The organism is Bradyrhizobium sp. CCGE-LA001 (assembly GCF_000296215.2).
In the GTDB taxonomy this organism is placed as follows: Bacteria; Pseudomonadota; Alphaproteobacteria; order Rhizobiales; family Xanthobacteraceae; genus Bradyrhizobium.
On the sequence record NZ_CP013949.1, the window covers coordinates 7345073 to 7361347 of the forward strand.

The 16275-nt window shown below is 57.0% G+C and carries 12 protein-coding genes and 1 tRNA gene; 4 read left to right on the forward strand and 9 right to left on the reverse strand.

Features of this window, described 5'->3' with window-relative positions; translation table 11 throughout:
* Positions 1-173: 173 nt before the first annotated feature.
* From BCCGELA001_RS33400 to BCCGELA001_RS33435, 8 genes are all read right to left on the reverse strand, one after another.
* Positions 174-1268 carry an HNH endonuclease gene (locus BCCGELA001_RS33400; RefSeq protein ID WP_060737228.1) on the reverse strand — a complete coding sequence of 365 codons (1095 nt, stop codon included), beginning with the start codon at positions 1266-1268 and terminating at the stop codon, positions 174-176.
* On the reverse strand, positions 1268-3055 hold the full coding sequence (locus tag BCCGELA001_RS33405; protein ID WP_060737229.1) for a restriction system-associated AAA family ATPase: 1788 nt from the start codon (positions 3053-3055) through the stop codon (positions 1268-1270). Before BCCGELA001_RS33405 ends, BCCGELA001_RS33400 begins: the two co-directional genes overlap by 1 nt.
* A gap of 2 nt (positions 3056-3057) precedes the next feature.
* Positions 3058-4635, reverse strand: coding sequence for a restriction endonuclease subunit S (locus BCCGELA001_RS33410; protein ID WP_008541542.1), 1578 nt, complete (start codon positions 4633-4635; stop codon positions 3058-3060).
* On the reverse strand, positions 4632-6332 hold the full coding sequence (locus BCCGELA001_RS33415; RefSeq protein ID WP_008541540.1) for a type I restriction-modification system subunit M: 1701 nt from the start codon (positions 6330-6332) through the stop codon (positions 4632-4634). Before BCCGELA001_RS33415 ends, BCCGELA001_RS33410 begins: the two co-directional genes overlap by 4 nt.
* Before the next feature lie 16 nt (positions 6333-6348).
* A complete protein-coding gene (locus BCCGELA001_RS33420) occupies positions 6349-9147 on the reverse strand; it encodes a type I restriction endonuclease subunit R (RefSeq protein WP_060737230.1) in 2799 nt (932 codons plus the stop codon).
* A gap of 142 nt (positions 9148-9289) precedes the next feature.
* Positions 9290-10231 carry a restriction endonuclease gene (locus BCCGELA001_RS33425; RefSeq protein WP_060737231.1) on the reverse strand — a complete coding sequence of 314 codons (942 nt, stop codon included), beginning with the start codon at positions 10229-10231 and terminating at the stop codon, positions 9290-9292.
* Between the two features lie 449 nt (positions 10232-10680).
* Positions 10681-10757 (reverse strand) — tRNA-Met (locus BCCGELA001_RS33430).
* 520 nt (positions 10758-11277) lie between these two features.
* Positions 11278-12039, reverse strand: a complete 762-nt coding sequence (locus BCCGELA001_RS33435) for an SDR family oxidoreductase (protein WP_008541529.1) — start codon at positions 12037-12039, stop codon at positions 11278-11280.
* Between the two features lie 115 nt (positions 12040-12154).
* On the opposite strand from BCCGELA001_RS33435, the gene BCCGELA001_RS33440 reads away from it, so the two are divergent.
* Complete coding sequence (locus tag BCCGELA001_RS33440; protein WP_008541527.1) at positions 12155-12667, forward strand: CvpA family protein; 513 nt, start codon at positions 12155-12157, stop codon at positions 12665-12667.
* Positions 12668-12884: 217 nt separating this feature from the next.
* Positions 12885-13667 carry an SDR family oxidoreductase gene (locus BCCGELA001_RS33445; protein ID WP_008541526.1) on the forward strand — a complete coding sequence of 261 codons (783 nt, stop codon included), beginning with the start codon at positions 12885-12887 and terminating at the stop codon, positions 13665-13667.
* Between the two features lie 177 nt (positions 13668-13844).
* On the opposite strand, the gene BCCGELA001_RS33450 is transcribed toward BCCGELA001_RS33445, so the two are convergent.
* Positions 13845-14321, reverse strand: a complete 477-nt coding sequence (locus tag BCCGELA001_RS33450; protein ID WP_008541525.1) for a DUF3775 domain-containing protein — start codon at positions 14319-14321, stop codon at positions 13845-13847.
* Positions 14322-14447: 126 nt separating this feature from the next.
* Here BCCGELA001_RS33450 and BCCGELA001_RS33455 point away from each other — a divergent pair, with 126 nt between their 5' ends.
* Together BCCGELA001_RS33455 and BCCGELA001_RS33460 are read left to right on the forward strand one after the other, a co-directional pair.
* Positions 14448-15296 carry an MBL fold metallo-hydrolase gene (locus BCCGELA001_RS33455; protein WP_008541524.1) on the forward strand — a complete coding sequence of 283 codons (849 nt, stop codon included), beginning with the start codon at positions 14448-14450 and terminating at the stop codon, positions 15294-15296.
* Positions 15297-15379: 83 nt separating this feature from the next.
* Complete coding sequence (locus BCCGELA001_RS33460; protein ID WP_060737232.1) at positions 15380-16222, forward strand: fumarylacetoacetate hydrolase family protein; 843 nt, start codon at positions 15380-15382, stop codon at positions 16220-16222.
* Positions 16223-16275 lie beyond the last annotated feature (53 nt).

Genomic DNA, 16275 nt, shown 5'->3' on the forward strand with positions numbered 1-16275 from the left:
TTGCTCGGCTTCGGAGCATCTGCGCCAATCCCCTTTGAATTCGCGCATCTGAGGTCTTCCCACAAACCGAGCGAAAGGTCAGTTGCCCTGCGGCGTTAGGCGTCCTCCTCAATGTCTTACAGAATGCCTAAGGCAGCTCGCGACCCATTGATGCAAAGGGTAGGCTACGCAAATCACAACGGATTGGCCGCATCGAACACTCCTTTGGCTCGGCACGCTTCGAGAAACGGCATTTTCAGGAAATTGGCTTCAGCAAATGGGCTCTTCAACGTTTGCTTAGCGAGGATCTGCAGGAAAGCCTCTGGCGATCTGCCCTCTTCTTGCCACTCATCCAAGACTTGGGTGATCCAATACTTGCCGTCATTCTCGCCTAGCACCTTGGCCTTGTAGCGCTCGTCAATGCCGTAGACGTCACGCCAAGTATCAATCTCATCGACCAACGTCGCCGGACCGAAATGTATGCTGATGTCTTGCGGGGTGAGTGCCGAAACGTCCGGCTTTGCTATGTTAACCACAATCTCGATGGGCTGTGGGTCCGTACAGTATGGATAAAATACTTTCCGCCGCTTGGTACCACCTGCAGGATCCTTAACGGGGTGAGCCGGGTCTTTACTGGTCTTATAGCTGCTGTTGCAGTTGTGGCAGGCCGGGACAAGATTCCGGAGATTGATCGAGTTGAAGGGATACAGCGCCTTGGGTAGGTAATGGTCGTAGGCCTCGCGCTTAGTGTGGTATTGACCATGCAAGTCGCTGATGCCGCAAAACGGGCACTTGCCTGCCTTGTTCGCTTTCAGGAAAGAGCGGTAGTGATTGTCGATGTCGCCGATCTTATTCCTCAAGGTGGTCAAATCTAGTAGTGACTGTGAGTACAGCCCTTTGAAAAACGACGAGAGCTGATCGCTCAGGTCTTTGAGGGCGACTGGAATGTCGGCATAACGCACCAGCTGCGTGATCGAATCGTTGGCACAAACCTTCTCGACATTGTTATTGCCCCGGTACCATTGCTTGAACTGTTCGATCTGCGGCTCGTCCAGTTTCGAGAATAGATTGTAGATTCGCTCGACGTGCCCATAGAAGAAATCTGCGCCATTAGCATCCGAGTAGAAGAAGGCCTGCATCACGTCGTGCAGTTCAGGCTTGGTTGCAAACAAGCTCAGGTTAAAACGCTCACTGTCTGGCGCCTTGCACCACACCTCGAAAAAGATGAAATCGATGAATTCCTGCATCTTCTCCATCTGATGCGGCACGTAAGTGTAGGAAAACAGCATCAACCTTGTCCTTCCGCAGCCGCGCCTTCGGCTTTGTCGAGCATTGCCTTCATTAGCAGGATCTTTTCCACCGAGTCGCCTAGCTCTCTGTTGACCTCATCGATCAATGCTGAGGTCTCTTCGCCGCCCGTCTCGAGGCGGCCGCGCAAATCGTCCAGCATTGCCTGGGCGTAAGCACCGATGGTCTCACGCTTGCCAAAGGTGTTCATGGTGATCTTGTTTATCGAGGCACCCAAGGTGTTGTAGTCGGGCCGTTCGATACTCGCCTTGCCAGTGGATGGGTCCTTACTGAAAACCAATACATTCTCGGGCCTGCTATCGCTGATCAGAAAGGGCGTGTGGGTGGTAATCAACATTTCCTGTCCAACATCGCCATTGCCGGGTAGGCACTGCCGCAGGCGACTAATGAAATTGGCGCGCCAGTTTGGGTTAAAGTGAGTTTCCGGCTCGTCGAGTAGGAAAAGACTGTTGGTATTTCGGAACAGAAGACACAGACCCAGGCTATGAAGCAATTGATGCTCGCCGTCTGACAACTCCTTCAGCATCATCGGCTGGGCCACATCCCGCTTACTGAAGCGTACAAACTTGAAGCGCATAACGCGCTGGTCCGATGCCAGAGTTGGCACCGTTTCGCTCACATAATGGCTCGTGGACTTGTACAGGTCGGCCTTTAGCGAAGCGCCAACTGAGTACAGGTTCAAAGTCAGCAACACCTGAAAGGCTTGGAAGAGCGCTAGCGGCGAGCTGTCAAAGTTCTCGCGGAACGCCTTCTTGGTGGCGTCATTCACCCAATAATCTAAGATCAGCGTGTCGGAGACCTCATCCAGATAGCTCAGCGTGGCGCAGCGCATCAATGCTGTCACCATCAGTGAGGATTTTTGGTCACCCTCCAATAATTGGACCAGGTTTAAGCGGTAACTAGTTGTGCCTTGATCGTTAGTCTCAGCGCGCAAGGCGGGGTTGCTTTCAACAATATCGTCGAGCGACTGGCTTTGGTTCTGGCCTTCGTTCGCAAAGACAGTGAGTTGCTCAGGCTGCAGAGGAATACTGCGCCGGAGGATAATGCGAAATTCTTTTAGCGCCTCAATGCCGACATCAGTCCGGAATGGATGTAGTGTCGGCTCGTCCTGAAATAGCAGATTGCAAAGCAGGATGGCCTGACTGAAGCCGTTATCGAGATAAGCCAGCCGTGCTTCTGGATGTCCTGGATAGGGTAACTGCCGGGTCAGGGCATTCCAGTATTCATCGAATTGAACGAAGCGCAGCTTAAAGAATGGTAGACTCAGAATTTCGTTCTCGCCGGACGAGTAACCCAGCACATACTGAGGCAATAGGATGGCATGGCCGCCTTGGGTGACTTCATATCCGTCGATGTCGAAGTCACTCTGGTTCTCCCAAAGAAAAATAGCTGACCCGCCAGGAACCTTCCGAACCCCGACCTTTGCCCATATGGGGCCATCAGGGCGGCGGTATTCGGTCGGGATCCGAATTAGATAGTCCAATTCAAACCCGACTGGAGAGAAATCAAGATCAGAGTTCTGCAACACTTCTGGCAGAAAGCTGCGGCGCACACGCAGAATTTCCAGCTGAAAGAAGATGGCAGCTAGCGCTTCAAGCAAGTTCGATTTACCGCTGCCGTTGGGCCCGGCGCAGACGAAGGGAGCAAAACCCTCGACCTTGTCTAACTCCTCTTGCAGTGTCCATTCGGTACGGAAGTGATGCTCAAAACCGGATGGCAGGCTGCGAAAACCTGACGGATCGGTGATCTTTAGCCGCAGCAGCTTCATACTTACCCGGCTTGCAGCTGCACGAGCTTGTTGGTCTCGTCGTAGGTTTGCATTAACTTGCCGGACGCCAGCGCGTCGAACGCCCAGTTCTTAATATGCTCATAGTCGCTATTGCCCAGCTCGAAGTCGGTGTCCGGATGCAACTCGGCTAGCCGGGTTTGTGCGGCGGCCAAAAAGCGTTCCAGGGAAAACGCTTCGCCACTCAACTGACGATGATAGGAGTCTAACCAAAGATGCAGCAGATCCTTAACGAGTTCGCGGTTTTCCAATGCCGCGACCAGCAGGTCAGTATCGGGCAGATTGATAGCGGGAGTGGCGATGGCTTGCAAAACATCGGAGACCAATGCTTGTTCGCCGTTCATCGGCGACTCCGGCAGAGACACCCGCGAAAGATCTAGCTCGCCGCTGAATGCCCGCTGCCTAAGTGCGCCGTAGAGTTCTTCCAGATCGCGGAGGCTTTTCTGGTACTTGGATTTGAGCCCTTCGACCTTGGTTACGATGTCCGCAAACTTGCTCTGAAGTGGGAGCGGAGGGATAGGAAGCTGAACTTCTCTGAGATTCGTCTTTGAAATGTTCGGCATGGAGCCCGCGGCACCAGCGGCAAGTGATTGAATTTTCGTTCGTTGGGATTTTGCTGTAAGCAGCTTCCACATGTAGATCGGATGGACCTCAGCATCATCCCTAAATACGAACCGGAAAACGAGGTCTGGCATCAACAGCTTTGGCCTGGTTGAAAATACGTACGCGCAAGCTGCAACCAACGCATATGTATTCTTGCGACTGAAGAGAAGGTCGCCAGCTTTTACTTCATAGCGATCCGAGGGAAGTGTTTCGTTTGGGAGAGCTTTATTCTCTCTTTCGTCGAAATAGCAGCTTGTGACCGCTCCGAGCTTCAGCACTCCCCACTCATGGGCCAAAGCCGGTCTTGCCTCGCAAGTTGGACTTTTCCCACTTTCGATTTCATTGAGTAGTGTTGAAAACGCTTTCTTCTTCCACTCCTTTTCATTCCTCACCGGATCACCAAACATGTGCAGAAAGACGCTCTTGAGCAGGACGTCGAGCTGTTCCAGGTGTTGTTTGCGCTCGGCGATCAGTCCCTCGACCTTACCGAAGAGCCGAGCAATGCGGATCTGGTCATCGAGGCGTTCAGGGACTGAGATTGCTATCTCGGCAAGTGACCTTGAATTCAGCGTCTTACCCATTACGGCTTGATTAGAGCCCTCAATCCTAGCGGATTTAAGCGCGTAATACAGGTAATCATTGGAAAGGCTATTTTTATCTTTGATTTCGAGAGCCGCTATCGCCTCGTTTGTGAACAGATCGCAGCCGGCGAATGCCATTTTTCCTATCGTCAGCTTAAAGCTAAAAAGCAAGGTGCCTTTCGCTATACGGCGACAGCGCGCTGCAGTGACAGCGATGTCTGTAATCTCTTCTTTGGTGTCACTGACAATCTTGCTAATTAGATCCGAAATAGAAACCCATTTATTTCCGCCCCCCCAATACGATGGCTCGCCTCGTGAAGGGGTGCGCCCAATGACAATGTTGCACAGCTCGCCGAGGTGCTTCTGCGGATAGCTCACCCCACCATCCCCTTTAGTTCCAGCAGCTCGCGCACAATGCCACTCTCCATCTTCGCAAGATCAGCCCCATTTAGGTCTCCGACCTCGGCCCGGATCAATCGATCCAGAATTGCACTTGGCTCATCATAGTGCACTTCCTGGGGTACATCTTGCTTATAGCGAGACATGGAGAGGTCATAGCTTTCAGCCTCGAGTTCAGCACGAGATACTATGAAGTATTTGCTGGCGCGGTCGGTGTCGGTTTCAGCATTACGGGCGTGATACTTGGTAATGATATCCTGCAGATCTCCGAAGCCTTCCTGCTTGGCGCGCTTGTCATCCAGACTGTAGCCGTCGGCTGCCATGTCGTAAAACCACACGTACTCGGTGGCGGGCTTGGTAACCTTTTCCTTTGACGCCCAGACCTTCGTAAATAGCAGGATTGCAGTACTGACGCCGGCATAGGGTTTGAAAACGCCGCTGGGCAATGTGATCACGGCCTTGAGATCACATCGCTCGATCAATAGCTGACGCAGAATCTTGAAAGCGCCGCCGGTACTAAACAGCACGCCCTGCGGTACGATCACGCAGGCGGTCCCGCCCTTCTTTAGCAAGCGATAGATGTTTTCGACGAACAGCAGTTCGGTCTTAGTGGTGGCCAACTGGAGGTTCTCGTTGATGTCGCCCTTGTCGATGCTACCGGTGAACGGCGGATTAGCCATTACGATGTCGTATTCGGCTTCTTCAATATAGCTCTTAGAGAGCGTGTCCTTATAGTCGATGTGTGGCTCGTCGATACCGTGCATCATCAGGTTCATCAAGCCGAGACGCACCATAGTGCTGTCGATGTCGTAACCCCAAAGCGAGCTAGCCAGAATTGCTTGGGCTTTTTCGGTGAGCGCTGCCGCCACCGAGGTGCGTACAAAGCCATCTTCGTCTGGCGTTAAGTTTGTGGAGCCCGCCTTTATGGCGAGCTGGGTGACAATGTATTGGTAGGCGCCGAGCAAGAAGCCGCCGGAGCCACAAGCTGGATCGGCTATCTTGTGACCCAGCTGCGGCTGCACCAATTCTGCCATTAGCTTGATGATATGACGCGGAGTGCGGAATTGGCCGTTTTTGCCTGCAGTTGCAATTTCAGAAAGCAGGAACTCATACACGTCGCCTTGGATGTCCTGAAAGGCTTGGCCCTTTTCCTGCGAGTCTTTTTCCATCACCTCGAAGATTTCATCGATGGTCTTCACCGCTTCCACCAGCAGCGCCGGCTTGGGGATGATGAACACCGCATTCTTCATATGGTGACTGAAATTGGATTCCGCGCCATTGAGATCCTTCAAGAAAGGGAACACTTTGCTTTGGACATGCAGAAGCATTTCTTCCGCCTGCATGCGCTTGAATTCGCTCCAGCGCAAAGAACGTTTGTCGATGGCGTATCGCTTTTCGTCATCTAACTTCCTCGCCCAATTGGCATCGTTATCTCTTGCGTCTTGCCGCGCGCGATATTCGGGAGGAATCCAGCTGCCCTCAAACTTGGATGCATATGTCTCGCCGGTCCATTCAGAGTCGGACTGGTGCTTAAGGTCCAGTTCATCGAGCCGCTTCATGAACAGCAGATAAGTGATCTGCTCGATGGCGGTGAGCGGGTTACTGATGCCGCCGCTCCAGAACTTATTCCAGAGCAGGTCGATCTTGCCTTTGAGTTCGGGGTTGTTTTGTAGCACGTGCTAAACCTATTCTTTACGCCGCCAACTGCTCGGTGAGTTGCAAAATCTCGTTGATTTCGTTCGGACTGAATACGCCACGAATGCCTTGCGGATGAATTACCGTGAAGGGAGCGTTGATCAAGTCTTTCTTCTCAACCTTCTCGCGTTCAAGGACGAAATTCTTCAACAAGTTGAGGAACTCCATCTGCCGGCTGGACAAGGTGGTGTGGGTGCGGATGAACTGCTCAAATGCGGCGTTCACCTCGTCCGGGAAGCTCCTCAGAGCTTCAATGCCGAGGATGTGGCGGATGAACTGGACAAGGTGGGCCTTGCGGTTCCTGTAGACCTGGCGCAACAAGTCTTCAGTAATGTGCGGGTATTCCTCATGCAGAAGCTCGGCCAGCTGATTCGCCTCGTCAGCACTCACCGCCTCGCCGTTCTTGATCTTCTTCAGCACTAAATTGTGCTCTGTAAGTTCGGCAATCAATGCTTCAACCATTTCGCGGTAGCGGCTAATGCTCACGGCCTCGTGCTGCGGGCCGAACTCGACCATTTCCTTATTGTGCAGCACGTCGGTGAGGTCCAGGTGCACCGGGCCGGAGCCGGTCATCTGCTCGCGGAATTTCATCAGCGGGCCTAGCCTGGCCACCAGTTCGTCGAACTTGTTCTCATCGGCATTCGCCCAGTAATGGTGGGTCTGCGCGGCGTGGATCAGCGCTTCCTCCTGCTTTACGAAGCTGACCGAGAGCGGTAGCGTGCTGAGCTGCTCAGCGATGCCTTCCTTGAGCGTTCCTGCCTGCTCCTTGTCTTCGTTCAGCACGGCCAGCGAGTACTCAAGCACATCCCGTTCGAACCGCATCGCCTTGAAGTCGGCCTCCGAGACGGTACGAAACAGCGGCTTGATCTCAGTTCGTAAGAATTCGAGCTTCTGGTGATTGAGGTTAATCCAGAAGTTTTCGTCTTCGACACGAGCCAGTGCAACGGTCGCCTCCTTGATCACTACGGAATTCGTAGGTAACGCGGCGACCTGCTGGCGCAGTTTGGTGACTTCGTTCGCGGCAATGTCTTCGTGACCACTGTCGATAGCTTTTTCGATCTTGTCGAGCCGCAAGCCGACTAACCGCACCGGCAGCGGTAACTGAGGTTTCAGTTCCTTACCCTTGGGCTGCAGTTTGAAGTACTCGAAATTATCCCAGCAGTCGAGAACCAGAAAGGCATCCTTCTCCGTGCACCAGGGCTTGGATTTGCTGGTTTCCAACAAACGTGTACCGCGTCCGATCATCTGCCAGAACTTGGTATAGGAGTACACCGGCTTGGCGAATACAAGATTGACGATTTCGCGCACGTCGATGCCGGTGTCGAGCATATCTACGCTGATGGCAATGCGCGGCATGTCGTTGTTGGTGAACTGGTCGAGCAAGCCGCCCTTGCCGTATACGCGCGGGTCATCCGATATCAGTACTTTAGCCAACTCGCCATGGTATTGGGGATAGAGCTTGTCGAAGATCTCTTCGATGCGACGAGCATGGGCTTTAGACGAACAGAAGAAGATGGTCTTGCCCGGCAGCACGCCATTGGCGTCCTTGATGCTCTCCTCCATGAATTCCTTGATGATCAGGGCGTTGGTGCCCTTATTGATCACCTGCTTTTCTAGCTGGGTGCCTTCGAAGTTGATTTCCTCGATGTCCTCGCCTTTGAGGATTAGCTTCTTCTGGTCTTCCAGTGAAATGGTGCGCTTGCTGATGCCTTCCATCTGAAACTTGGTCTGAATTTTCATAACCTGGAAGTTGCACAGGTATGGGGGCACGCGATTGACGGCTTCTTCAAAAGTGTAGGCAAAGGTTGGAAGGCCATCATCGCAGTGAAAAAGCTGGAATGTGTTGTGGTCGATAATGTCTGTTGGCGTCGCCGTCAGCCCCAGGGTGATAGTCTTGAAGTAATCGAGGATTTCGCCATACGTGTTATAGATAGAGCGGTGACTCTCATCCACCACGATGAAATCGAAAAAGTGCGGGGACAGGTGCTGGGCGTTGTCTCTAATAATGTTGAGCATCGTCGGGTAAGTGGCCACATAGATGCGGCGATCTTTGGTGATGAGCTTTTCGCCGACATTGGGCCAGCGAGGCTCGTTCGGCATGTGCTCCTTGAAGGCGGCGAGCGCCTGTTCGCGCAGGGCAATGCGGTCCACCAGGAATAGTACCTTTTCTGCATGGCTCGCGCGCATCAAGGCATCGACCATGGCAATGCAAGTGCGTGTCTTGCCTGTGCCGGTGGCCATCACTAGCAGGAAATCGCGCTTCTTCTGCTCGATACCTTCGAGCACTGAGCGAATGGCCCGGATCTGGTAATCGCGCCCCGCAATTGAAGTATTGATGAACTCTTGCGTTAGCGGCTTGCGGTTTCGACGGATGTAGGCGAACCGTTCCAAATCGTCGCGCGAAGGAAAGCCAACGACTTTCCTGGGTGCGGCATTCTCAAGATCCCAGAAGTAGATTTCTAGACCATTCGTGTAGAAGCAGAATGGCAGCTCGCAGCCGAGCTGCTTCTGGATGTTGTAGCAATACTGCTTGGCCTGCTCACGGCCCACGGCAGCATCCCGACCGAATTTCTTCGCTTCGATGACGGCAAGCGGCTTGCCGTCCTTGCCCAACAGGACGTAGTCGCTGAATTGACGGCCATCATAGGGGGTGCTCGGCTCAGCCATGCCATTGGAATGGCCGATCAGGATATCGAACTCTTCGAGAACCTGCGTGGGATCTTTGACGTTCCAGCCGGACAACGCGAGTTGGCGGTCAATCAAATCTGACCGTGTCTGAGCCTCAGTTTTGGTCATCCGTCACTGCACCCCCACGCGGATGAGTAGCATTTACCCAAGCTTTCATCCAGTTTGAGTGGACCATACCCTCTGGATGAATACAGAAATCCCGCCCCGACGGTCGCCTCTTAAGGGCGCCGCCCTTCTTGATCACTCTTGCTTAATCGTCGCCCTCATCAAAGTAGTCCAAATCGATTCGTTTTATTTCTACGGTTCTTTCGACTCGGACACCCACGCCGTATTGAACCATGAGCCGGGCAAGCTCTTGACCGTCTATTAGGATGATGCGCTGCGGAACCTTGATCGCGTACTCAATAGCGCCTCTCGAAAACGAACTTGTCGTTACAAAAACGCCTTTGGAAGCACCTTGACCTACTAAGGCACCAGCGAATTGCTGAATACGCTCGCGTCCAATTGTATTGTCGGCTGCGTAGCGCTTTGCTTGTATGTAGACGACGTCGAGACCTAGCGGATCTTCGTTAACGACACCATCGATACCTTCATCACCACTTTTGCCGAGTCTTTGCACAACGCTCGCTCTTGATCCCCCGTATCCCATTGCGACAACGAGATCGACCACCAATCCTTCAAAGAAACTCGGCGACGACTCGAAAATCCGAATCAAGAGCTGACTTCGCAAATTTTCGAAGATTTGAGATTCTGCTTGCTGGACCGCCTCCTCGGGTGTGACCGCAGACTCCGGAATCTCAGTCTCAGCCGGCAGAGGGGCAACGTTCTCTCCCGCAGCGTCGGGGACTTTTGGGGTCTGAAAAGCTATAAATTCGGGGAACTTCTTGAGAACCTGCACATCAACGCGGGTTGGGTTTTCCGCAAGCAGCTGCTTACCTCGATCGGTCATTTGAAAATGAGAGCGCCGAGTTCGCTTTATTGCGCCAGCCTTATCCAAGTAGGTTCGCGCCCAGTGCACTCGATTGGCAAAGATTGCTTGCTTACCGCTTGGTAGAAGTTGATGCCGCTCGTCGTCGGTCAGATTTAACTGACCAGCGATGTGGTTGATCGCATCATTTATGTTCTTTTCGGATCCATCCGAAGCGAAAGCGAGAAGAGGTCGCATCAACGATTGATAGTCAGGAATGGACAATCAAAGTTCCTCCTGCCGCCGCCAGTTGCGCTATTGGCGACAAGGCAATGGACGCGGCCCACGCAGGCGCAACGCCAAGGACCACCATTCCAAATACGCACTCCGGTGAGCCCCAGCTCCGAAAAGTGTTCCGCAACCCTCAGGCGAAGGCAAGCCCCGCATCGCGTTAATTTAACCGGCGCACCCGGATCGCGCTAATCGGTCTCAGGTCCGGACGTAGGCCGAAACGGGGAGACCCGCTGTTTGGTCGCTCTCGCCTTCAAAGGGAACGGCCTAACTGGTGCGGCAGGTAGCGAACCGCCAAACCCAAAGATGTCCGAACGCCAAACACTTCAGGAGCAACCCGGGACAAAACGGTGCAGTGGCGACTCGGTGGCGATTCTTGAAAAGAAAAGGCCGCTCGAACTAAGCGGCCTTTTCCAATTTTCCTTCATTTACAGAAGGTTACTTGGTTGCGGGGATAGGATTTGAACCTATGACCTTCAGGTTATGAGCCTGACGAGCTACCGGGCTGCTCCACCCCGCGTTAAACACGTGCATGCCTTCAGTTAAATCCCGGGGACGGTGGATTGAGGCCCGCGCTTGTGGCGTGGCTTGCCTCATTCGTCCCAAAGGCTTCCTTGGAAGGCAACCCCGGGGCAAAGCCCGTCGGGTGCGGGGCGTATGTATCAAGGCGGGCTGCCTTTGGAAAGGGCTGCGGGCACGTTTTTTTCGACTTTATGACAGGCGGATGGACCGATTTTGGGTCCGCTTGGCGCGCACTTGCGGGGAGTTCCGCCAAGGGCCGCTGGGCCGCAAGAAAACCAGGGGCGGACGCCCATTGAGGGGATCGCCGTGGACCCTGCCCTGGGTCGCAGCTTGGACCAATCCTCGACACGCTCCCCGCTTGGAATGCTGGAGGATGCCTCCGCACCATGGCCGCGCGTTCTGCAGTAGCGCAAGGCCGGCGCGTCATTCTCCGCTGTCATCCCGGACCGGCGCGCACTTTGGACGCGCTTGTCCGGGACGACGTCGAGTGAAAACCGCCTGTTGGGCGCGGGAGAAAATCAATTCAACAAGAACCCGCCGTCCACCGTCACCACGCTCCCCGTCATGTACCGCGACGCGTTCGAGGCCAGCAGCAGGATCGCGCCGTCGAGATCGGATTCGGCGCCGACGCGGCGCTGGGGGATGCGCTTGGCCAGGCGCTCGCCTGCGGGCGTCGACCAGAAGGCGTGGTTCATCTCGGTGTCGATGTAGCCGGGCGCCAGCGCATTGATGCGGATGTTCTGGCCCGCAAGCTCGAGCGCCATCGCTTTCGTGGCCTGGAGGATGCCGGCCTTGGAGATCGCGTAAGGCGACACCGCCTTGAGCACGCCGGTGCCGAGCACGGAGGCGATGTTGACGATGTTGCCTTCCTGCTTGCGCGCGATCATGCGCCGCGCCACTTCCGTCGCGAGGAAATAGGCGCCCTTGAGATTGGCGCCGATCACGGCGTCCCAATCAGCCTCGGTCTGCTCGGTCGCGAGCTTCTCGATGGCGATGCCGGCATTGTTGATCAGCACCGTGACCGGCCCGAGCGCGGCTTCCACGGCATCGACGGCCTTCGCGATCGAGGCGGTGTCGGTGACGTCGAGCGCGATTGCGGCGGCGCGGCCGCCTTTGCCGCGGATTTCCTCTTCAAGGCCCTTCAGCTTCTCGGTCTGGCGCGCGGCGAGCGCGACGGATGCACCATGGGCCGCCAGCACCCGGGCAAATTGCCGCCCCAGTCCCTGGCTCGCGCCGGTGACGAGGATGGTTTCTTTACTGACGTCGAATAGGTCTGACATGACGTATTCCTTGCGCGTGTCCTGAGCTTTGGAGCCATCAATACAGACGATTTTAGCGATCTGAAACCGGAATGATCGGTTCGGCGTTCATTCGTTCCGTCGCGGCAGGGCTTCCATGAACAGCTTCGATCTTGCGGTCTATTCGGCACTCGCCATCGCGGTCGGCCTCGGTTTCAGGACTGGCCTGCTGCGCAGCGCCATGACGATCCTCGCCTATCTCCTCGCCGCGCCGATGGCAGTGACGTTGATGCCGCTGATCGTGCCGCAGATCGCGGCCAACCCGGATCCACCGCTGCTGCAGAACTGGATCTGGTTCTTCGCCATCTTCGTTGTGGTCGGCATGCTGCTCGGCCATATCGGCCGCGTCGCGCTGAACGACACCGTTGGCGAGGCCGGCATCGGCGACCGGCTCGGCGGCGCGGCGCTCGGCGCGGCCAGGGTCGGCCTCGTCGCCACCACGCTGGTGCTGGTGTTCGATCAGATCGTGCCGGTCAACCACCAGCCGCCGTTCCTGGCGGGCTCGCATCTGCGGCCGCTGTTCTCCGCGGCGGGACAGAGGGGCTTCAAGTCGCTGCCGCCGGACGCCGCGGCCGCCATCGACCGCCTCAAGCGGGAGCGCCGCATCTGAGCGCGATGAGATCGCACCTCATGTTTTCGCATGATCTTTTCGGAAAACCGCTGCGCACTTTCGCTACGCGTCCTTCGGGTCCGGATCATGCATGCTCATTTGCATCGCGGCGCGGACGCGCATGCATTTTGGTGCGAGCCCATCCCTTACCAGCGGCCGCGATGTTGGCTAGAGTAGCTGCATCCAAAACCTGCCTGACATTTACGGGAGTGAAACAGTGGATCTTGGGATCAAAGGTCGCCGCGCCATCGTCTGCGCATCCAGCAAGGGCCTCGGGCGCGCCTGCGCCATCTCGCTGGCGGAGGCCGGCGTTCACGTCACGCTGACTGCGCGCGGCGCCGAAGCCCTGAAGAAGACGGCCGATGAGATCCGCAAGGCCTACCCTGACGTTACCGTCACCGAGATCGTCGGCGACATCACGACGCCCGCTGGGCGCGATGCCGTGCTGAAGGCCTGCCCCGATCCCGACATCCTCATCAACAATGCCGGCGGCCCGCCGCCCGGCGATTTCCGCAACTGGACGCGCGACGACTGGATCAAGGCGATCGACGCCAACATGCTCACCCCGATCGAGCTGATCAAGTCCACGGTGGACGGCATGATGGCGCGCAAGTTCGGCCGCATCGTCAACATCACCTCGGCGGCGGTGAAGGCGCCGATCGACATTCTCGGCCTTTCCAACGGCGCGCGCGCCGGCCTCACCGGCTTCATCGCCGGCCTGTCGCGCAAGACCGTGATCAACAACGTCACCATCAACGGCCTCTTGCCCGGCCCGTTCGAGACCGATCGTCTGACCGGCACTGCCAAGGCCGAAGCGGACAAACGCGGCGTCACGCCGCAGCAGATCCTGACCGAGCGCGCCAAGCTCAACCCCGCCGGCCGCTTCGGCCAGCCCGACGAGTTCGGCTATGCCTGCGCCTTCCTATGCGGCGCCAAGGCCGGCTTCATCACGGGGCAGAACATCCTGCTGGATGGCGGCGCGTTCCCCGGGACGTTGTGAGTCATCAGCGCATCCGCAACTGCGCAATCTACGGAAGATCGTCATGCCCGGGCTTGTCCCGGGCATCCATGTTCTTTTGACTGTGCAGGACGACGTGGATGGCCGGGTCAAGCCCGGCCATGACGATGTGGAGGTGTCGGGGCGCGATGAATTCGAGCTCGCCGCGAGGCCCGGCACTCACCGCTGCTTCGTCGGCTCGTCTTCGTCCTGCTGGCTCGGAGCGGAGGAATCGGCCGTCGTGCGTTCGTCGGTCCAGTCGATGCCGAATTCTTCGAGCCCGTCGGCGAGCAGGTCACCTAGCATAGGTTCGCCGAGCAGATAGTGCACGGTCTCGCGGCGCGGGCTGCGATACTCGCTCCTCGCCTCCACGGCCCGGGCGCGCAGATCATTCCAATCGTCGATCGTGCCCTCACCGCGACCGAGCCAGGTCAGCGCGACGAGATCGAGCTGCTCGTCCTCGTTCAACGCGATCATGAAGCTGCCGAGCTCGTTGACGACGGGATCGGAGCCATCATCGTCGAGGACGTCCATCATATCGTCGTCGGCCGCGTTCGAGCCGGAATCGGGATCGGACGCCCCCTCCTTGACGTCGAATTGACGCGCCTTCTCGATGATGAAGGCGACCTTCTCCGCGGAAATCGCAAGCTCTGGCATGGCTTCCTCTTCGACTCTTTTCCGGTTCCCCGCGATAACGCCACATCACCGCAGATGATCCATTGCGCTCGCGGGCAGAAAGCGTGCATGTTCCAGCGCAAGAGCAAGAACACAGGGAGGCGCCGGATGCAGTGGAAGGTCGGCAAGGTCAAGATCACGAAATTTGTCGAAATGGAGACGGTTGGCTCGACCCGTTTCATCCTGCCGGCCGCGACCAACGACGAGATCCAGAAGCTGCCCTGGCTGATCCCGCATTTCGCCACCGAAGAAGGCCGGCTGAAAATGTCGATCCATTCGCTGCTGGTGGAGACACCTTCGCGCCGGATCGTGGTGGACACCGGTCTTGGCAACGACAAGCAGGGCCGCGGCGTCCCCACCTGGAACAACCGCAGCACGCCGTTCCTGGAGACCATGACCGCGGCGGGGTTTCCGCTTGACAGCATCGACACCGTCCTGTGCACGCATCTTCACGTCGACCATGTCGGCTGGAATACGCGACTGGTCGACGGCCGATGGGTGCCGACCTTCCCAAAGGCGCGCTACGTCTTCGGCAAGATCGAATATGAGCACTGGCGTGATTACACGGCCGAGCCGGACAAGGTCGCGGTGTTCAATGATTCCGTGAAGCCGGTGGTCGATGCCGACCAAGCCGAGCTCGTCCCGAGCGACCAGCGGCTCTGCGAGGAGATCAAGCTGATCCCAACCCCAGGTCACAGCCCGGGACATATGAGCGTCCTGATCGAGTCCGATGGCGAGCAGGCGCTGCTGACCGGCGACGTTGCCCATCATCCCTGCCAGATGGCGCATCTCGACTGGTGCTCGACGGTGGATACCGACCCCGCGCAATCGGCGGCAAGCCGGCACGCGTTGTTCTCGCGGTTCGCCGACACGCCGACGCTGGTGATCGGCGGTCATTATTCGGCCGGGCATATCAAGCGCGACGGCGACGCGTTCAGGTTCGTGGCGCTGGGGTGATCCCCGTTTTGGGCGGTTGAATTTCCCGCCGCCCTGTTCCATGAAGCTGTTAACCGATCGGTCCATTCCCAGGGAGAAACAGAATGAAGCTTGTTCGTTATGGCGAGAAGGGTGCGGAAAAGCCCGGCCTGATCGACAAATCCGGCCAGTTGCGCGACCTGTCGGCGCATGTGAAGGACCTCACCGGCGAAGCCTATTCGCCTGATACCCTGAAGAAGCTTGCCGCCATCGATCCCGCCTCGCTGCCCGCCGTTTCCGGCAAGCCGCGCCTCGGCGCTCCGGTCACGGGTATCTCGAAATTCGTCGCCATCGGCCTCAATTACAGCGACCACGCCAAGGAGACGGGCGCTGCGATTCCGACCGAGCCGATCATCTTCATGAAGGCGAACACTTCGTTGTCCGGCCCGAACGACGCGGTCGAGAAGCCGCGCGGCTCGACCAAGCTCGACTGGGAGGTCGAGATCGCCGCGATCATCGGCACGCGCGCCAAATATGTCTCGGAGGCCGACGCGCTGAACTACGTCGCCGGCTATTGCGTCTGCAACGACGTGTCCGAGCGCCACTTCCAGACCGAGCGCCTGGGCCAGTGGACCAAGGGCAAGTCGCACGACACGTTCGGCCCGCTCGGGCCGTGGCTCGCCACCAAGGACGAGATCAAGGACGTGCAGGATCTGTCGATGTGGCTCGACGTCAACGGCCAGCGTCGCCAAACCGGCTCGACCAAGACCATGATCTTCTCCATGGCCAAGTGCGTCTCCTACGTCTCGCAGTTTATGACGCTGCTGCCGGGCGACATCATCACGACGGGCACCCCGCCCGGCGTCGGCCTCGGCATGAAGCCGCCGACCTTCCTCAATGTCGGCGACGTCGTCACGCTCGGCATCGAAGGTCTCGGCGAGCAGCGCCAGGAGATCATCGCGGCGTAAGGCGCGCGCGTCACACTCCGTCGTCATGCCCGGGCTTGACCCGGGCATCCACG